This window comes from Brasilonema sennae CENA114 (assembly GCF_006968745.1).
Classification (GTDB): domain Bacteria; phylum Cyanobacteriota; class Cyanobacteriia; order Cyanobacteriales; family Nostocaceae; genus Brasilonema; species Brasilonema sennae.
Genome location: NZ_CP030118.1, coordinates 2197877 through 2216812 on the forward strand (window position 1 = coordinate 2197877; position 18936 = coordinate 2216812).

An 18936-nucleotide genomic window follows, 5' to 3' on the forward strand; every position below is an offset into this window, starting at 1 on the left:
ACTTTAGCTGTTTCGGGAAATGTCTAATTAATATCTTATTGTACTACGCGATAAATTTAGCAGTCCTATCATCTAATCCTGAAGCAACGGTAAAAACGTTCTGCAAATTTAAGCTGCAAGCAATGATTCACTCTAGAATACAAGTATGCAATCAACTCAAACTCAACTCTTGCGACTGTCGCAAGGACAACTCAACCTACTAGAACGTTGTCCCCGTCAATTTCAACACACCTACCTAGAGCAACTCCATTCTCCCTTAGATCCAGAACATGAGGAACGGCAAACTTTAGGAAGCCGCTTTCACCTGCTAATGCAGCAGCGAGAAATGGGTTTACCTATTGATACTTTCCTACAACAGGATGCTCAACTGCAACGCTGGATGTCAGCTTTCGCGAATGCAGCACCAGAAATTTTAAACTCTATTCCCAATAGCCAAACTTTTCGTGAAAGCGAACACTACCGTACTCTGCAAGTTCAAGACTATTTGCTTACGGTTATTTATGATTTAGTAATTGCTGATAACCAGCAAGCACAAATTCTTGACTGGAAAACTTATCCCAAACCATCTCAAAAACGCAAGTTGGAACAAAACTGGCAGACGCGTCTTTACCTGTATGTTTTAGCTGAAACGAGTAATTATCTGCCAGAGAATATTTCTATGACTTACTGGTTTGTCCAACCCGAAGGTAAACCGCAAAGCGTTAAATTTAGCTACAACACCACCGGACACCAACAAACAGCAAAAAAACTTAACCAGCTTTTAAGTCGATTCACAAATTGGATGGAACATTACTACCAAGGAGAACTATTTCCACAAGAACCAGAAGGTAGCAAAGCCTGCGACTACTGCCAGTATACAACACGGTGCAATAGACAAAGCCATGCTCAAGACATAAACTCACCTACTATTCCTGGGCAGATATCTTCTACAAATTCTACAATAGTAGAGACGAACCTACTGAATATAGCTAGCATTCAAGAAGTCAGTCTGTAAATGACAGATAACTTTTTGATTATTATTTTATGCATTTTGATGAAAATGATGCGGTTTATGTCCGCGAAATACGAATAGATGACATAGCCCCTGTTTATCACTTGGGTGAAGAGTTATTTACCAGCGATTCATATCCTTATTTATATCGTTGCTGGGATGAGTGGGAAGTTATAGGACTTTACAACACTGATCCAGAATACTGTCTTGTTGCGGAAGTTGATGCAGAACTGGCAGGATTCGTTTTAGGAACTATTATTACTAAAGCAAGCTGGACTTACGGATACATTCTGTGGCTAGGAGTCAGTCCGAAATTCCAGCGTCGCGGTGTGGCAGACAAGCTGGTTGATAGAGCTATTGCACGTATGATTGAAGATGGGGCGCGGTTCATGCTGGTAGACACTGATCCGGCAAATACTCCCGCCGTGAAGTTTTTCAACCGTAAGGGTTTTGGCAATGTTCGTCAACATGTTTTCTTGTCGATGAATTTAAGCAAGCACGATTACTATGGCAGACTTATTGATTATGAACATCAAAAAGCTGAAAGGGCAGGTTACAGACGTTCTCGTCCTGCGATGCGTCCTCGCAAGTCGGATGCAGTTGCAAGTGAAGTCGTGCTGAATACTTTGGTGAGTGAACCTCAAATTTCGGAGGAAGAAGCACCAGTTTAACAGTTATCAGTTATCAGTCGTTTACTGTTCACTGTTAAGCGCGCTGACTTTGTTAGTTTACCCTAGTGGGAACGGCCACGCCTTACGGTGAGTCCAGCGCTGCGGGAGGGTCTCCCTCCGCAGGCGACTGGCGAACCCGGAGGGCTATCGGGTGTGCGCAGAGCGCACGCCTTACGGCGAACGCCCTAGTGGGAACGGCCACGCCTTACGGTGAGTCCAGCGCTGCGGGAGGGTCTCCCTCCGCAGGCGACTGGCGAACCCGGAGTGCTATCGGGAACGCCCGTCGCCTGACGCCACATTCTACCCTGCCCGGAGGCGTTCCGCCTACAACGGGGCGGCAGCTTTTCGGGGGAAGCTTCCCCCGAAAACGTGCCTTGGGAACCCCCGCAAGGCGCTGCTCTGGGCACAGAAGTGGCACATGAGGGAAACCCTACCAAGAGCGCTGGACTCACCAGATGCCTAGGTCGGGAAACCCTCATCAAGCACTGGTCTGACCAAATCAAACCGGATTCCTATATCAGTTAAAAGTGTGGCTTTGAGCCGCACAAATCAACAACAGTCTATAATCCCCGTTTCATTGGCGGGGAGAATTCAAATGCCAGAACAACAGTGGATTCTTGCGACAACTGAACAACCCCCCGAATGGTTTATCCAAGCGGTGAAGCAATATGCACCTGCATCGAGTGGACATTTTGCCGCACAGTTGTTGTGGCAACGAGGAATACGAAAGAACGCACAATTAGCAGCTTTTGTCAATTCACAAGCTTATCAAGCCGCGAGTCCATTTGAGTTTGGGCAAGAGATGCATCTGGCGGTGGAACGGTTGCAACAAGCACGACATGCTGGGGAAAAAGTTGCTATTTGGGGAGACTTTGACGCGGACGGTATCACGTCTACGGCTGTTCTGTGGGATGGTTTGGGACAATTTTTCGCTCAAAATACGCAGCTTGTTTATTACATTCCTAATCGTTTAACGGAATCTCACGGTTTGAACTGCCAAGGAATTGAGAAGCTTGCAAAAGAAGACTTTAAATTGATTGTCACTTGTGACACTGGCAGTACAAATATTAGTGAAATTATTTATGCTAAGCAGTTAGGTGTAGATGTTATAGTCACAGACCATCACACTTTACCTGTGGAACGTCCCCCTGTGACGGCAATTATTAACCCTCGCTATTTGAGCCAAACACATCAACTGTTTCATCTTTCTGGGGTGGCGGTGGCTTACAAGTTGGTGGAAGCTTTTTATCAAACTCTGCCAAATGTCGGGCAACAACCGCTAGAAGATTTGTTGGATTTAGTTGCAGTTGGACTGATTGCTGATTTGGTGCAGTTGAGTGGAGATTGTCGCTACTTGGCACAGTTGGGAATTGGGCGACTGCAAGACGATTTTAAGAAAACACCAGATAAGAGGCGGCGTCCAGGTGTCGGGCGGCTGTTGGAATTATGCCAGAAAAGTGGCGATCGCCCCACAGATATCTCCTTTGGTTTAGGTCCCCGAATTAACGCTGTCAGCCGCATTCAAGGCGATGCTTCTTTTTGCGTGGAATTACTCACAAGCCGCGATCAAAAGCGTGTGAATGAACTTGCAGAAGTCACAGAATTAGCGAACAGTCGTCGCAAGTCTTTGCAGAAAGATGTTGCTGGGCAAGTCGCGCTGAAGCTTTCCAAAATGGACTTATCAACCACCAGCGTTATTGTCTTGGAAGATCCTCAATGGGCTGTTGGCGTTTTGGGGTTAGTTGCAGGACAAGTCGCACAGGAGACAGGACGCCCGACGATTCTTTTGAGTACGGAGGTAGCCGGGGAGCAGGGGAGCAATCTTTCTCCTGTTCTTCTGGCGCGGGGTTCGGCGCGTTCTATTAATTCGGTTGATTTATACCAATTGGTAAAAGACCAAGCACATTTGTTGCATCGATTTGGCGGACATCCTTATGCAGCAGGGTTAAGTCTTCGAGTAGAGAACATACCTTTATTTACACAAGCAATTAACCAGAGGTTACGTCAATCGTTGGGAGGAGCAAACCTAACACCAAATGTACAAGCGGACTTGGCTGTAACGGTAGCAGATTTGGGGAAAGATTTATTTTTGGAACTGAAGCTGCTAGAACCCTGTGGAATGGGAAACCCAGTTCCAAAACTTTTGATTCAAAACTGTTGGTTTGAAAATACTTGGCATCGCAATCAGCAAGATTCTCAGGGAAAAAAGGTACAGTACATAAAAGCCGAGTTTGATATTCGAGATGACTCCACGAGAAATCCTTTTCCTGGCGTGTGGTGGGGACACTATAAAGATGAATTACCTCCCGGACGATGTGACTGTATCGCGGAACTGGACTACAACACCTTTAAAAAACGCTATGAAATCCGACTGATAGCTGTTCGTTCCCGCACAAACTCAGCATTGAGTACCCAGCATGCGAAACTCATTTTAGATTTACGCAACTTACCATTAGAAAAAGAGTTAGCACTAACCACTGATCATTCAGGACTCATACTGCAAGAGTGTCCGACAAGTTGGGACGATTTACGTGCGCATTTGAGGCGATCGCTCCACAACCAACAACCCCTCGTGCTTGCTTGGTTAAAACCAAATTCCCAACCACCAGAACAAACCTGGCTTACGCTTGTAGGAATTGCCAAATATCTGGGCCGCACAAATCAACCTGTTACCCGTATCCAGTTATTAGAAAAACTTGGTATTAACGACCAAACCTTACTTTTTGGGTTAAGAAGTTTGAGATACTTAGGTTTTAATATCTCACGTCAAGACCGTATGTTGGTTTTCACTCAGCACTCTACCATTGAAACAACTCAAGCAGAAGCTGCGGTGGAAAAATTTTTAGCTGCCGTTCGGGAAGAACAATTTCAGCGACAGTATTTTGCGGAAGTTCCGTTATCTGTAATTGAGGCGATCGCATAAGGGAGATCCATAGTGCGACTCGTTCTAGACTAAATTCAGGTAGTGATGCATAGTAATGATTTAAGCTTTTACTCTCAAATGGTGGGGTAAGCGTCGATGGTGAACCAGCGCGGTGGACGGGTTCCCCGGCATAAAGCGACTGGCGAACCCGAAGGGCAGGTTGAAGGATGGTTTAAAACTGCCAAGCATCGCTTGGGTTTACATCGTTTTGGTGAGTCAGCGCGAATGACGGCTTTCCCGACAGAGGCGACTGCGTTCGCCCTCTGGGCGTGCGCTCTGCGCATACCCGAAGGGGCAAGGGACTCTGCTTGGTATGTATCGCTGGCTCATCCTTTCTCTAACTGCTTACCTCATAACCCATTGGAGTTATCTGCATATTCAGGGAGCATCACCACCTGATTGAGGTCAGGCTGCACAAACAGCCAGAGAATTTAATTTATTCTCAAATAGTCGTGTCTCTTCTTTTACTTGACATTGAACGCCTAGCTCCCCCTTACACGTAGTTGTGTTTTTGACATTCATATTTCCAGGTGCAAGATGTGAGAAGCGGGTTTCCCTGCCTAATAACTAAGACCTTAGCTCATATCTTGCCTATATCCCTATAAAGCCGCATAATAGAATTAAGTGATTAAAGCTACATATATTTCGTAACTTTTCTCGCTACATAAACACTTCTGGCTTCATACTGAGTGATAATTATGCGCTATTTTTCCAGGTGCAAGATCTGAGCATTTCTATCTCAAAAGAGCATAAGTTGACTTTGCTTGCACTTAAAGAAGGAAAGAAAGCAAATAAGTCTGAATTACATAATCAGATTTTCGTCAATGCGTAAGTTTTAATAAGGAAAAAATATGATATTAACGCCCCAAAAAAGCTTAAATAGCTCTGTCTCTCAAATTCATCTAACAAAACAAGAAATTGATTCTATTCAACATCTTGTTAAAGAAATTACCTCTAAATATAGTTCAGTAGAAGATGAAAATTTTTTGATAAATGCTAGAGTTTTTGCTCATGATTTACCAAAAAGATTGTGTTATTTTATTAACGAATTCCGCTTAAAGGAAGTGAATGCAGTATGTCTAATATCCGGCAATTGCATTAATGAGAAGAGAATTTGTAAAACGCCGATACATTGGAAAACATCTGAGAATAATTCTACTTTATTAGAAGAAGTGCTTTTTATCTTATATGGTTCCTTGTTAGGAGAAGTGTTTACGTGGGGTACACATCTAGAAGAGAGACAAATAATCCATAATATTCTTCCTGTTGAAGGTTATGAAAATGAACAACTAAGTTGTAGTAGTGAAACAGATCTTTTGTGGCACACTGAGGATGCTTTTCATCCCCATAGAGCTGATTATCTTGGGCTAATGTGCTTACGTAACCCAGATAAAGTAGAAACAACTTTCGCATCCATAGATATGGTTAATTTAGCTTCAGAACATATTAAAGTTTTGTTTGAGCCACGATTTTGCATACGTCCAGATAAATCTCATACAAAACCTCAAACATTTAGCGCTATTTCAGGTTCAGTTGTTTCATGGTTTGAGGACATACAAAATAATCAGAAAAAAGTACCAGTTTTGTTTGGCGACCCCAAGTCACCTTATATGTGTTTAGATCCATTATTTATGCATCCTTTAAAAGATGATGAAGAAGCCATAATTGCTTTTAATGAATTAATTAAAGCGATAGACTACAACTTGAAAAGTATAGTTTTGCAACCAGGAGACATTTGTTTGATTGATAACTATAGGTCTGTTCACGGTAGGAAAGCTTTTTACGCAAGGAATGATGGAAATGATAGATGGCTAAAAAGAATTTTTCTGACAAGTAGTTTGCGAAAATCACGACAATTTCGCGCTTCAGCTTCGTCTAGAATTCTATTTTAACGGGTCGCGCCCTAACATCCCCTCATAAGAGCGTAGCAAGTCGGGGACGCACAAATCCGCGAAATCTCCCGGATAGAAGATTCTGTCCGGGGAGCTTCGTAAAAATTAGGAGTTCTATAACTAAAGTTCGGATTAGCTTGTCATGAAAAAATCTTATTTAGCTGACCTCGTACTCCTTGGGGTAACCTTTACGTGGGGTGCTACTTTTGTTCTGATCAAAGACGCAATTAAAATCATACCCCCATTCAGTTTTGTAAGTGCCCGTTTTTTAATAGCTGCCTTGGTACTTGCTCTATTCGTGATCGCCTTTTATCCCCAAATGCTAAGACAACTATGGAAAAAAGAAATTTGGCTGCCTGGAATTTGGTTGGGCTTCTGGCTATTTGCAGGATATGCCTTTCAAACTTTCGGACTACAGTACACCACCGCATCAAAAGCAGGATTTATCACTGGACTTTCTGTCGTAATAGTGCCGTTCTTCTCACTCTGGTTGCTTCGTCATTCACTGAAAAGAAACACAATGCTTGGTGTATCCGTAGCTATGCTTGGTCTTATATTGCTTTCCCACAATCGAGAACTTAGTGCAAACATTGGAGATATTCTTGTTTTTTTCTGTGCAATTTCTTACGCTTTTCAGATAACGCTTGTAGGTCGCTATACTCAAAGATTTCCTGCTTTATTATTAGCGTTGATTCAAATATTTACTTGCGGGTGTTTCAGTTTTATATGTGCTGTTCTATTTGAAAATTACCAAATAGTTTTCTTGCCAAAAGTTTTTCTTAATGAACAGGTGTTTTCAGCACTGATTATTTGCTCGGTGATTGCGACTGCTTTTGCGTATGCTGCCCAAAATCAATTTCAGAAGTTTACCACACCTACTCGTACTGCATTAATCTTTGCTACAGAGCCTGTATTTGCAGCATTGATAGGTTATTGGTATGTAAGAGAGCATCTTTCTACAATGCAAATAAGTGGCTGTCTGCTAATGTTGGGTGGTACGTTAATTTCTGAATTCGGTGGACTACCCCTGTTAAGGGATACTAAAAAATGAACCAAGTAGCTCGACTTTATCCATTTAGGCAGCATAGCCCAAGGTATCCATTAAACACACACATTTAAATAGCTATAGAGACCTAAAGTTTTTGTGGTAGTCTAAATCGGTAATAATGCATCGTAGTGTATATAGACTTCTAGATTGATCCAACATAGTTTTTCAGCTTCATTAGAAGAGATAATGTGTTTGTGATAAATATGGTAATTTTTAGAGCATAGTACTATTAAATTCTCGATGTAACAGGTTCTTCCAATATCTTTGCTAACAGCTTTATGCCCCTTACTACAAAAGTAATGTTTCAAACAGGAATCCAAGCAAGCACAAAAATTGACTTCCCCTCTGGAATTACCCTCAGCCATTCAAAAGTTATTTTTATTACTGAATTTGATAAAGATACACGTACATGGGTAGTTGTGACTGAAAATACACCATTTCATCCCGTTAACTATAAATGGTCTGATCAACCTGGTGACACTGGTACTGTTACTATAGATGGTCATAAATTCGATGTGCTCAACACATTAACCTGTGGATTTGAGTTGGCTTCTCATACATTTTATCTAGACACTCAAATACCCGTTCGTAAAGGTGAAAACGGATGGTTTTTTGTAGTCGCACATATAGTCAAATTTCCATCAGACTACTCTTCTACGTGTTTAACTGGCAAGACAGTAATTTTAGAAGTCAATGCTGAGCGCCGCGAACAACTTAGCATAGCACATTCATCGTGTCATCTTTCGGCTCTTGCGCTTAACAAGTGTACTTCAAAATTTTGGAGCAAAGAATGTCAGAAGGATTCTCTTGCTAATTATAACTTAGACCAACTCGCTATTCAAAAATCTCAGATCAAACTGGAGGAGAGTAATGACTTCTATCGTCTCGGAAAATCTCTGAAGAAGAAAGGCTTTGATACAGTAGCTTTTTTTAGTCAAATATTGGACATAGAAATTTGTATAAATAAGCAACTTGCCGAGTGGCTTAAATTAGATTCTCCGATCAAAATCGAGCCTCAGGAAGCCAAAATTGATGATCACAGAGTATGGACTTGTCAATTGCAGGATGGGTTAGCAAAAATACCTTGTGGTGGTACTCATGTCAAGCATTTAAAACAGATATTGTCCATTAACGTGAGCTTAGAGGTTATGTCTAATGAACCAGAGTTTGTAATGTATACAACGGTAAAACCAAGAAGCTGAAATTATTTAATTAAATGATATTTTATAACTCTTGAAATTCCAGAAATCCTGATGCTAATCTCAGTAATAGCGATAGCAAAGCGCTGCTGCTTTGCTACAGATCGCCATCTTTGTGATCTCAGGTCTTGCACCAAGACAAAAGATGTAATTTTAACACTCAGTACTCACCTAAAAACCCTTGTTTAGCCATAAAAGCCAATAAATATGATGTAATTTTCTTGCATTGCTTTTGAGTAACCCCAGGCTTATACGGATAGGTGCAAGATTTGAGGGGATTTCCAGATATATTTCCCAGATTTCAAAAACTCTTTCATAAAAAAGGGATTGCCCTGTGTTTTTTGCCCAACCAACTCGGCTAATTTTTGGGTAGGAACGCATTGAGTATCTAGAATTTATCCTAACGCAGGTTGACATCCTGCTGTCGTTCACATTGAAAACCCCTAGACCTCCAAAAGTCAATACTTACGTCTGCTAATTTCATAACATAAAAACATTTTGGTTGAATAATCCGGCTTAACCCCGCCCATAACAAGCTACGCGTGACATCTAGTCCTGTTTTTGACCAAGATTCTTGGTTACCTGGCACACCTTGTTCTGGAACAATGTCTGTTTCTACCCAAATACCGTGAACACCAAAAAGAATTTGTGCCATCCATTTTGCACGCGGGAAGTGTGTTTGAGAACTAATCAGCTTCACCTTGTGGACTCCCCAACGACGCAGGATGGGAATGGAATAGTAAAAATTACCAAACGTAGAATCCGCACACTTTTCCAACCAAACGTTTTGCAGTCTCTGGGGCGCTAGGCGTTGAAAAACAAGCAAAATACACGGATCGGGAGAACCCCGAGAAATTAAAATTGGGGTTTGTGGATATTGTTGTGCTAACTCAGCAACATAAATTTCCCGACGAATACTGCCACCCAGTACAAAAAAGGCATCTACTTGCCTAGAAGATGCAGAAATAATGGTTACAGTGTTAAAAACTACCCAGCTAAGCAATACGAGACACAATCCCAAAGCGAGTCTTCGCAAAAATTGTCGTTTTTTGTGGAACCGCTCTGAGACTGAATTAGGTTGGCTGTTTGTCACTTTAGGTTTGTGATCGGTACTCAATACAAGCTTTTTTGTATAATAGGTAACACTATTTTCAGGAGCGAAGTAGACATTTCCATAAGAAGAGTTGACTGCTCTGTTAATGGTGAGGGTACTATAGGACTCCTCCAAAGATTTTTGCGAAGCTTCGTACACCTTTATTATTACTTCATACTTAAGCGTTAAGAGTTAAGCGTTAAGCGTTCCCTATTGCCTGTTAAGCGTTAAGCGTTAAGAGTTAAGCGTTCCCCTGACCATAAGTGCTATTTTAAGCAATTTTGCCGGATTGGATCGCACTGCTGATGAAACCATCATATGGTGGCACTTAGCTGGCAGGAAAAGTAAGCTAAAGTAAAGAAGCTGTTTGAACAATATGTAGTTTTCTCAAAAAACATCAAGGAAAAGTGATGAACAAAGCATAATTAGGAAGAAAAACTTATAAATTCCTGCAAAGTCAGATTGCTACACTGTCAACAATACAATTATTCTAGTCAAGATACATGAATCGATCTGCGAAACGTTACTCGCCGCTCCAATTAGCTTTTATTAGCGGAGCAATCGCCTCAACCGCTACGTTGTCCGCTTTTGGTCCAGTTTGGTGTCGTTCTGTGCGTGCAGCTTTGCAAGATAGCCCAAAAGCAGTAGTCGATAACGTCTGGCAATTAGTGAATCGCGAATATGTTGATGGCTCATTTAATAAACAAAATTGGATAGCAGTCAGACAGACTCTGCTGAGTAAAGACTATACCAACCGTCAAGAAGCATACACTGCCATCCGTCAAGCATTAGAAAAGTTGGGTGATCCTTACACTCGATTTATGGATCCCCAACAGTATGAAGCTTTAACCAACCAAACATCTGGGGAAGTCTCTGGAATTGGCATTCGGATGGAATTGAACGAGAAAACCAAGAAGCTCACCGTTATCGAAGCCATAGAAAATTCTCCCGCACTGAAAGCAGGTATTAAAGCTGGGGACGAAATTGTGGCAATTGACGGCAAACCCACAAGTCAAATGAAAGTGGAAGATGCCTCAAAGCTCATTCGTGGCAAAGCAGGGAGTAAGTTGAGTTTGCGGCTAGCTAGAGTTGGGCAAAGTACTTTTGATGTGAATTTGACACGGGCAAGTATTGAAGTACCGACAGTACGTTACACCTTAAAGCAAGAAGGCGATCGCCGCATTGGCTATATCCGTCTGCGTGAGTTCAGTGCCCATGCCTCAACTCAGATGCGACGAGCCATCCGCGATTTAAATACCAAGCAAGTTGATGGCTTTGTCTTGGATCTACGTGGAAACCCTGGCGGTTTATTGCAAGCAAGTATTGAAATTGCCCGGATGTGGATGGACAGCGGTGCAATTGTCAAGACAGTGGATCGTGTCGGAGGCAGTGACGAAATGAAGGCAAATCGTACTGCCATCACAAAACGCCCTCTAGCGATACTCGTGGATGGCAATTCAGCCAGTGCTAGTGAAATCCTGACAGGCGCACTCAAGGATAATAACCGAGCAGTAATTGTTGGCGGTCAAACCTTTGGTAAAGCCTTAGTACAGTCAGTTCATGAACTCCCAGATGGTTCTGGTGTAGCTATTACCATAGCTCATTATTACACTCCCAAAGGGACAGATATCAACCACAAGGGAATCGCGCCAGATATCAAATTAGATCTGACAGAGGCACAACAGCGTCAACTCGCAGCAAATCCGGATTTGATCGGAACTAAGAGCGATCCTCAATACGCGCGTGCGCTAGCAGCTTTGTCTAGTAACAACTTTGCTCAACCCACACAACAAAACCGACAGTCGCAGCAACAACCAATGACTAATAGCGCGGTAGACTTGAAACTTTAGCTAAAGTTAAGTGATTTTGGATTGGAAATATTGGATAAAGGACTAGTTAGTAAGTAGTGGTGAGTGCTTAGCTGTTAATAAAATAACCCACAGTCCTCAATTCTTAATCCAAAATCTCAAAACCATGAATCATGAACCAGTTGAAACAACCACTAATACCTTCTTGCCAAAGGTATCGGTGGTTATACCTATTTATAACGGTGAGGCAGATTTACCAGAGTTGCTGTGTTGTCTATCGGCTCAAACTTACCCAAAACACCAGGTAGAGTATTTGCTGGTAGATAATAACAGTGGCGATCGCACTTTTGCCTTACTTCAACAAGGGAGTGAAAATACCCAAATCACAATTCGTCCCAAAAGCGAGAACCAGATCCAAAGTTCCTACGCCGCCCGTAACGTTGGCATTCGTGCCGCAACTGGTGAGATACTTGCTTTTACCGATGCAGATTGTCGTCCAGAACCAGAATGGTTAAATGCATTAATTGCTCCTTTTGTCAACCAAGATATTGTCCTTGTCGCCGGTGAGATTTTGGCGCTACCAGGAAAAACCCTGTTAGAACAGCATGCAGAACGCCAAGAAACCCTGTCACAAAAGCACACTCTTGCTCATCCCTTCTGTCCCTACGGTCAAACAGCAAATTTAGCAATTCGACGCCAAGCTTTGCAACTAGTGGGTTTGTTTCGTCCCTACCTAACCAGTGGAGGTGATGCTGATATGTGTTGGCGAATTTTGCAACAAAAAATTGGACGTTTGGAATTTGCCCCCAATGCCATTGTGAAGCACCGCCACCGCGCCACACTCAAGGAACTAGAAAGTCAATGGCGGCGCTACGGACGCTCAAATCGCTATTTGCATGAACTTCACGGTGTGGATTTAATGCGGGATATCACACTCAGCGAATGCTTCTATCTTTTAGGACGCTGGTTGTTGAAGGAACTACCAAAAGACAGCGTGAAAGCTTTAGCAGGAAAAGCTAGCCTTGTAGATTTAGTGAGTACTCCTATTGGATTGTACACGGCTCGCGCACGTGCGGCTGGGCAAACAGAAGCGAAGTTGCCGGAGAATGCCAAGATAATTGAGTCGTTGTAGAGATTTGAGATTTTGGATTGACACCATACTACCAAGCCAAATGGTAAAATCCCGAACAGCTTAGTACAACGAATCGACAAACAACAAATGAAGCTGCATGCTGGCTGGCGTCTTCAAGTTTTGATCTTTATAACTGCTTTTGCTATTCTGGTTTCCAGAAGACCAGATGCACTTTTCAATGCACAATTTTGGGCTGAAGATGGCAAGTGTTGGTATGCTGAAGCTTATAATCTCGGGATAATCCAATCCCTGGTTTTGCCTAAGGGTGGCTACTTCCAAACTATTTCCAGGCTGACGGCTGGTTTTGTGCAATTTTTCCCACTGCTATGGGCACCGTTGATTTTCAATTTAACTGCAATTGTTATTCAGATTCTGCCAGTTTATCTTATTGCTTCGGTGCGCTTCTCGCAGTTAATCCCAAACCTTCGGACTAGGTTGTTTTTGGGACTTCTGTATTTAGCTTTACCCAACTCTTTTGAAACTCATGCCAACATCACTAATGCACACTGGCACTTAGCAATACTAGCCTGCATGGTCGTGTTAGCAACACCCAGCCGCCTTCTAGTATGGCAAGTTTTTGACATCGCAGTCATCCTGTTGTCAGGATTAAGTGGACCATTTTCGGTTTTGCTGGCACCTATTGCTGCAATCATTTGGTGGTTACGTCGTCAAAGATGGTCATTTATTTTACTTTTAGGTTTAACTGCAGGTGCTGTCGTTCAGGGCATAGCTATTCTATTAACTGGACATTCTAGCCGCGTTCATACTTCTTTAGGGGCAACACCAGACCTCTTTACCAAAATTCTTGCGAGTCAAGTTTTCTTAGCTGCTTTGATAGGACAAAAAGGCAGTAAATTGATCAGCTCTATTTCTTTTGGGTATAGTATCATAGCAATTTTAATCGCTGTCGCAGGAACCGCCCTATTCCTTTACTGTCTTCTGAAAGCGCCTTTAGAACTTCGACTTTTCTCTATCTTTGCTGCTGGAGTTTTCGGTATGTCGCTTTTGTCTCCAGTAGTCAGCGAAACTGTACCTCAGTGGTGGCTTTTATGGCGTCCTGGAACAGGTGTTAGGTACTGGTTTATACCCATGCTTGCATTCGTGACAATATTAACTTGGCTATTGGGTGCAACAAGACCGCGTCGGCTACAGTTAACCGCTAGAATTGCTCTGGTGATTATGCTTGCTGGTATTGTAGTAGACTGGCGTTATCCTACATTTGCTGACTTAAAATTCAAGAACTATTCAAAGCAGTTTATTGAAGCACCAACAGGAACTAAGGTAACAATTCCTATTAATCCACCCGGTTGGTTTATGGAACTTATTAAGCATTAAGGACATCACTACAAGCAAGGAATCTTGCCGTGACTGACAATATTTTGCGCACACTAGTAGCACTGTATGATCCATTGCCATTGAGCGATCGCTTTTTTGTCCGCACTCGCCTGTTTTTGAGTAATTTATATCAGTTAGAGTCTTACGTACCAAAGGAGGGTAGAATTCTTGATATAGGTTGTGGTCACGGTTTACTGAGTAACTTACTAGCCATCACCAGTCCCCAGCGACAGGTACTTGGCATTGACATTGACGCGAAAAAAATTGCCGCTGCACAAAGTACTGTTAGCAACAGAAGTAACATCCAATTTAAAGTTGGTGACGCCGCTGTTTTGCCAGATACTTCTTTCCACGCTGTCACCATTGCCGATGTTATGTACCTGATTCCCCCTGACATCCAACGTGCAATTCTGACAAGTATCGCTTGTGCTTTGGAACCAAACGGTGTGCTGATTTGGAAAACCCACAGTCATCGTCCCCAGTGGAAATATACTATAACCTATGCCCAAGAATGGCTCATGACTAAGCTTGGTCCGACTAAAGGTGCTGGTATATTTTTTATGGATAGCGAAGAATCGCTCCAAGCTATTCGTAATGCTGGGTTAGATCCAACTGTCGTGCCTATGCCTTCACGCCGTCCTTACAGTGATATTCTTTTCCTTGGGTGCAAGTCGAATAAGAATTCTCCAAGCCAGTATGAATCCTGATTTGTGAGTTCTTTATGAGTCGTACATCCAAAAAAGGAGTATTTTGTAGTCGCCACGACGACATTTTTTTCTAAAATTTGATTATTTTAACCTATTAACTAACCCAAACAAGGTTGGTATTCTAGGTAGAAATAAGTATATCCCTAGTCGCATAACCATACATAGATATGGTCATGCGTTAATTAGCTGTTGATTTTTTTCCCGCTAGAATGCCCTAGTGTCAGGAATCCAACGCACAAAAAGTGTAATTTAAATGCCCGACAGCTGAGTTGGATGTATTTAATAGTGTGAGGAGTGCTTGAAAATAATGAACACAGTTTCCATAATTGTGCCCGTTTATAACGAGGCACAATGTATAGTTGCGACTTTTTCTTCAGTTCTTAAATTTGTTGTCAATAAACCTTGGTATGATTTTATTTTTGTTGACGATGGCTCAACTGATCAAACTAGAGAAATATTAGAAAGTCAAATCCAATTGTTCAATAGTAAGCAGATTTCATTACTTTCTTATAAAGCTCATCGTGGCAAAGGATATGCCGTAAAAACCGGAGCTTTATATGCAGATGGCGATTATATTTGCTTTTTAGATGGAGATTTAGCTTACTCTTTAGACTACCTTGATTTGATGGTAGCAAAACTAGCAGATTTTGATATTGTCATTGGCTGTAGAAATCTCACCCCAGAAAAAAACAACGGGTTTAATTTTCGGAGAATACTGGCTGGTCGAATATTTAATTTCATATCGAGAAGTCTTTTAAAATTAAATTTTACCGATATGCAAGCCGGAATCAAAGGATTTGACAAATATGCAGCCAAAGATCTATTTAAAACTCAAATTATCCCTGGATTTGCCTTTGATGTAGAATTGCTATACTTAGCAAAAAAGAAAAGATATACTATTGGGGAAATTGCAGTTGTCGTTTCCAAAAAACATTTATACAAAAAATCACAAGTCAAATTATTTAAGCATTCAATAGAAATGTTATTTGATTTGTTGCAAATCGTCTACCATGATTTCATACTAAAAAAATATGAATAGCATTATTTTACTCAGCTTTGATTTAGAAGAATTCGATATTCCAGAGGAATACGGTGAAAAAATTGAAGATACAGTAAAAATGGAAATTTCTTACAAAGGATTAAAAGAAATTCTTCAAGTTTTGGCAAGATTAAATATCAAAGCCACGTTTTTTGTCACAGCCAGATTTGCTATCTATTACAAACCCCTCATTCAAGAAATTTCCCAAAAACATGAAATAGCTTCTCATGGTTTCGAGCATTGCAATTTTAGATTAGAAGATTTAAAGAAGTCACGGCAAACCTTGGAAGAAATAACCAGCCAGAAAGTTCTTGGTTTCAGGATGCCGAGACTTCAAAAAGTAGATGATACAGAAATAGCAAAAGCAGGATACAAGTATAACTCGTCTATGAATCCTACTTACATCCCAGGAAGATACAATAACTTTTTCAAACCGAGAACAGCCTATTACTCAAATAACTTAGTTAATATTCCAGTTTCAGTTACACCGCTGATTAAATTTCCCTTGTTCTGGTTAAGCTTTAAGAATTTTCCCTTACCGTTAATAAAATTAGCTTCTCAACTGACTCTCAAAAACGACCATTACATAAGCCTTTATTTTCATCCGTGGGAATTTACTGATATTACCCACTTTCACCTACCTAATTATATCACTAAATACTCCGGAAAAAAAATGGTTGAGCGTCTGGAAAAATATTTAATTTGGCTGCAAACCCAAGGCGAATTTGTTTACTTTTCGGAGTTTTATGAAACCATCAGAAGATAGAAATTACAAACTGGCTGATTATTTAGCTCGTTCTAGCGATCGCTATTCTCTAACCAAGTACAAAATTTTAATGAACTGGTTACCTCAAACACCAAAAATGCGGGTATTAAATGCCGGATGTGGTTCTGGAGAAATGAACATCTTGCTATCGCAAAACTTAACTTGGCAAGTAGATGCTTTGGATATCGACATAGAAGCTATCAGGCTTTCACAAAAGTTAAAACTAGAGAATAATATAAAAAATCTCAACCTTTATCACACGACTATTGAAGACTACATAGCACCAGAAAAATACGATATTATCATTTCTAATGATGTTTTAGAACATATTGAAGATGACCAGGCAGTGATAAAAAAGTTTTCAGATATACTCAAACCAGATGGATTAATAGGTATTTCGGTACCAGCTTTACAATGGCTCTTTGGTTATCACGATGAAATGCTTGCTCATTATCGGCGCTATCATCGCAAAGAATTAATCAATAAATTATCTGTTTACTTCAATATAAGTAAATGCCGTTATTTCGGAGCCAGTCTTATTCCCATAGCCTTATTTTATAGTCGGTGGTTACGCAAACCTTACCCAGTAGCCGAACTAGAAAGCGAGTCAGTAAAGACAACAATCTTAGAAAATTTACTGGGATTTGAGTCTAAAGTTTCTTTCCCTCTTGGCATCTCATTAATAGCGTTAGGAACAGCAAAAAAGCTATGTCTAAAGTAACCATTCCACCCTAATGCTATTTGTGGGCTTTCAGCAGCGCCTTAACTACCAACCATCGCGGTATGCTATGGGCACTCTAAGCCTTTAACCAGTGCAAGAAACACCATCCCCTTCTGGCTTGCGAAGAGTTTTCTCTTCCCTGTTAAGCGTTTCCCCCCTCGCGAGCAAGTCTCGCCATCTTACCAGTAGCCCAGTGTGACTCAAGTTCGCTAAATTGGAGAAAAGTAGCGCAAAGGAAACGGTAAATGGCAGCACAATTGTTACTGGTAGATGATGAACCAGGATTGCGTGAAGCCGTAAAAGACTATTTGCAAGAGAGCGGTTTTAGCGTTCAAGTTGCCAGTAACGCCCGACAGGGCTGGGAGATGATGCAGCAAAATACACCAGACTTAGTAATTTCTGATATTATGATGCCTCAGGTAGATGGTTATCAGTTCCTCAAACAACTGCGGGACGATCCTCGCTTGCGATCGCTACCGGTGATATTTCTCACTGCTAAGGGTATGACGACTGATCGCATCCAAGGTTATCAAGCTGGTGTTGACGCCTATCTAGCCAAGCCGTTTGATCCAGATGAACTTGTGGCTATTGTGGAAAATTTACTGGAACGCCGTATAGCCAGAACTCCAACTCCAACAGAAGAAGGTGATACGCCAGATATTACCGAACTGGCTAATCAGATTGCCCAAATCAAAGCTTTGTTAACTCAAAGAAATGCAATAGCTCAATCTCCAGCACCTTTTAGTATTGATTTAACGCCTAGAGAACAAAGTGTTTTAAACTTAGTCGCTGAGGGGTTGATGAATAAAGAAATTGCTCGGCGTCTAGAAACGAGTGTCCGAAATGTAGAAAAGTATGTTAGCCGTTTGTTCAGTAAAACCGGTACTAATAGCCGTACAGAGTTAGTTCGTTTTGCTTTAGAACACGGTCTTGCAAAGTAACATTGACGCTCTGCGTTCTGAAAAGTCGCAGAGCCACCAGAAGATTTTGCTTCTTACATCCCCAATTTTTGAGTTGAGACTCCCACCGCTAAAAGCGGATGGGATTCTCGGGCTGGGCTTGCTTTTTTGGGTTTGCCCTCTGAAGTCTTACAGGTCATACTCGTCCGTTCGCGTAGCGTGCGCCTAAGCGCATAATACAGCTTTTTACACCATACCGCAATTATGGACGGCTCCCAGCGCGTTTATCCTTTTGGGAATACGTTTGGTGTGTGCCCCGTTGCGAGCGTGAGCGTAGCAATCTGTAGATTACTGAACGATCTTGACCTATGGCAACTTTAACGCCGAATTTTTTCCATTTAGAGCAAGCGAAATTAATTTTAACACGCTTGAGTTTAAGTACAACAGATTCTACTTAACTCATTGAGAAAAAGGAAAATCTCCTAACAACACTAATTTGTTCAGGTTTCGCTATTTTCCTCCATTTTTATTTTTTTAAAGTAAAATATTCAGATTTTTTCAAGCTCCTTCGATTCTTAGAGGAATAATGCGGATAGGGGAATTACACTGAAATCTAATTTTTACTAACCACAACCCTGTTATAAAAGCAAAGCATGAATACGACATTAAAGTAGGCACCCATTGTTTCCGTAGTGCTAAGGGTGAGGACTAT

17 protein-coding genes are annotated in these 18936 nt (G+C 41.5%); 16 read left to right on the forward strand and 1 reads right to left on the reverse strand.

The features are described from left to right. Positions 1-145 precede the first annotated feature (145 nt). The 8 genes from DP114_RS09305 (at position 146) to DP114_RS09340 (ending at position 8727) form a co-directional block, all read left to right on the forward strand. Positions 146-994, forward strand: a complete 849-nt coding sequence (locus tag DP114_RS09305) for a PD-(D/E)XK nuclease family protein (RefSeq protein WP_169268968.1) — start codon at positions 146-148, stop codon at positions 992-994. A gap of 29 nt (positions 995-1023) precedes the next feature. Then, a complete protein-coding gene (locus DP114_RS09310; RefSeq protein ID WP_169268967.1) occupies positions 1024-1662 on the forward strand; it encodes a GNAT family N-acetyltransferase in 639 nt (212 codons plus the stop codon). Between the two features lie 369 nt (positions 1663-2031). Beyond that, positions 2032-2187: a hypothetical protein gene (locus tag DP114_RS09315; RefSeq protein ID WP_172195180.1), complete on the forward strand. Its 156-nt coding sequence runs from the start codon at positions 2032-2034 to the stop codon at positions 2185-2187. A 70-nt stretch (positions 2188-2257) separates the two neighbouring features. Next, the gene (gene recJ / locus DP114_RS09320; RefSeq protein WP_171975959.1) at positions 2258-4585 is read left to right on the forward strand and encodes a single-stranded-DNA-specific exonuclease RecJ; all 2328 of its coding nucleotides are present in this window, start codon (positions 2258-2260) and stop codon (positions 4583-4585) included. Between the two features lie 96 nt (positions 4586-4681). Beyond that, on the forward strand, positions 4682-4984 hold the full coding sequence (locus tag DP114_RS09325; RefSeq protein ID WP_169265213.1) for a hypothetical protein: 303 nt from the start codon (positions 4682-4684) through the stop codon (positions 4982-4984). 452 nt (positions 4985-5436) lie between these two features. Beyond that, positions 5437-6477, forward strand: coding sequence for a guanitoxin biosynthesis L-enduracididine beta-hydroxylase GntD (gene gntD, locus DP114_RS09330; protein WP_169265212.1), 1041 nt, complete (start codon positions 5437-5439; stop codon positions 6475-6477). Between the two features lie 142 nt (positions 6478-6619). After that, positions 6620-7528, forward strand: coding sequence for a DMT family transporter (locus DP114_RS09335; RefSeq protein WP_169265211.1), 909 nt, complete (start codon positions 6620-6622; stop codon positions 7526-7528). Between the two features lie 296 nt (positions 7529-7824). Further along, on the forward strand, positions 7825-8727 hold the full coding sequence (locus DP114_RS09340; protein ID WP_171975960.1) for a hypothetical protein: 903 nt from the start codon (positions 7825-7827) through the stop codon (positions 8725-8727). A gap of 397 nt (positions 8728-9124) precedes the next feature. On the opposite strand, the gene DP114_RS09345 is transcribed toward DP114_RS09340, so the two are convergent. Continuing rightward, positions 9125-9817, reverse strand: coding sequence for a YdcF family protein (locus DP114_RS09345; protein ID WP_169265218.1), 693 nt, complete (start codon positions 9815-9817; stop codon positions 9125-9127). Positions 9818-10320: 503 nt separating this feature from the next. On the opposite strand from DP114_RS09345, the gene ctpB reads away from it, so the two are divergent. The 8 genes from ctpB to DP114_RS09385 all read left to right on the forward strand — a co-directional run bounded on the left by ctpB (position 10321) and on the right by DP114_RS09385 (position 18266). Next, positions 10321-11667, forward strand: a complete 1347-nt coding sequence (gene ctpB, locus DP114_RS09350; RefSeq protein ID WP_169265209.1) for a carboxyl-terminal processing protease CtpB — start codon at positions 10321-10323, stop codon at positions 11665-11667. 124 nt (positions 11668-11791) lie between these two features. Further along, positions 11792-12757 (forward strand): glycosyltransferase family 2 protein, encoded by a 966-nt coding sequence (locus DP114_RS09355; protein WP_171975961.1) that lies wholly within the window; start codon positions 11792-11794, stop codon positions 12755-12757. 87 nt (positions 12758-12844) lie between these two features. Continuing rightward, positions 12845-14092: a hypothetical protein gene (locus DP114_RS09360; protein WP_171975962.1), complete on the forward strand. Its 1248-nt coding sequence runs from the start codon at positions 12845-12847 to the stop codon at positions 14090-14092. A 29-nt stretch (positions 14093-14121) separates the two neighbouring features. After that, positions 14122-14799, forward strand: a complete 678-nt coding sequence (locus tag DP114_RS09365) for a class I SAM-dependent methyltransferase (RefSeq protein ID WP_171975963.1) — start codon at positions 14122-14124, stop codon at positions 14797-14799. 307 nt (positions 14800-15106) lie between these two features. Next, positions 15107-15838, forward strand: coding sequence for a glycosyltransferase (locus tag DP114_RS09370; protein ID WP_169265205.1), 732 nt, complete (start codon positions 15107-15109; stop codon positions 15836-15838). Continuing rightward, the gene (locus tag DP114_RS09375) at positions 15831-16604 is read left to right on the forward strand and encodes a polysaccharide deacetylase family protein (RefSeq protein WP_169265204.1); all 774 of its coding nucleotides are present in this window, start codon (positions 15831-15833) and stop codon (positions 16602-16604) included. The genes DP114_RS09370 and DP114_RS09375 overlap by 8 nt, the downstream gene beginning before the upstream one ends. Further along, the gene (locus DP114_RS09380) at positions 16585-17325 is read left to right on the forward strand and encodes a class I SAM-dependent methyltransferase (protein ID WP_171975964.1); all 741 of its coding nucleotides are present in this window, start codon (positions 16585-16587) and stop codon (positions 17323-17325) included. The genes DP114_RS09375 and DP114_RS09380 overlap by 20 nt, the downstream gene beginning before the upstream one ends. A 245-nt stretch (positions 17326-17570) precedes the next feature. Beyond that, positions 17571-18266 carry a response regulator transcription factor gene (locus DP114_RS09385; RefSeq protein WP_169265202.1) on the forward strand — a complete coding sequence of 232 codons (696 nt, stop codon included), beginning with the start codon at positions 17571-17573 and terminating at the stop codon, positions 18264-18266. Positions 18267-18936: the final 670 nt, after the last annotated feature.

Coding starts and splice junctions, on each gene's coding strand:
- DP114_RS09310 (WP_169268967.1), top strand. CDS start 1,024: ATGCATTTTGATGAAAATGATGCGGTTTATGTCCGCGAAATACGAATA.
- DP114_RS09335 (WP_169265211.1), top strand. CDS start 6,620: ATGAAAAAATCTTATTTAGCTGACCTCGTACTCCTTGGGGTAACCTTT.
- DP114_RS09325 (WP_169265213.1), top strand. CDS start 4,682: ATGGTGAACCAGCGCGGTGGACGGGTTCCCCGGCATAAAGCGACTGGC.
- DP114_RS09370 (WP_169265205.1), top strand. CDS start 15,107: ATGAACACAGTTTCCATAATTGTGCCCGTTTATAACGAGGCACAATGT.
- DP114_RS09385 (WP_169265202.1), top strand. CDS start 17,571: ATGGCAGCACAATTGTTACTGGTAGATGATGAACCAGGATTGCGTGAA.
- DP114_RS09360 (WP_171975962.1), top strand. CDS start 12,845: ATGAAGCTGCATGCTGGCTGGCGTCTTCAAGTTTTGATCTTTATAACT.
- DP114_RS09305 (WP_169268968.1), top strand. CDS start 146: ATGCAATCAACTCAAACTCAACTCTTGCGACTGTCGCAAGGACAACTC.
- DP114_RS09380 (WP_171975964.1), top strand. CDS start 16,585: ATGAAACCATCAGAAGATAGAAATTACAAACTGGCTGATTATTTAGCT.
- DP114_RS09355 (WP_171975961.1), top strand. CDS start 11,792: ATGAATCATGAACCAGTTGAAACAACCACTAATACCTTCTTGCCAAAG.
- gntD (WP_169265212.1), top strand. CDS start 5,437: ATGATATTAACGCCCCAAAAAAGCTTAAATAGCTCTGTCTCTCAAATT.
- DP114_RS09340 (WP_171975960.1), top strand. CDS start 7,825: ATGTTTCAAACAGGAATCCAAGCAAGCACAAAAATTGACTTCCCCTCT.
- recJ (WP_171975959.1), top strand. CDS start 2,258: ATGCCAGAACAACAGTGGATTCTTGCGACAACTGAACAACCCCCCGAA.
- DP114_RS09375 (WP_169265204.1), top strand. CDS start 15,831: ATGAATAGCATTATTTTACTCAGCTTTGATTTAGAAGAATTCGATATT.
- ctpB (WP_169265209.1), top strand. CDS start 10,321: ATGAATCGATCTGCGAAACGTTACTCGCCGCTCCAATTAGCTTTTATT.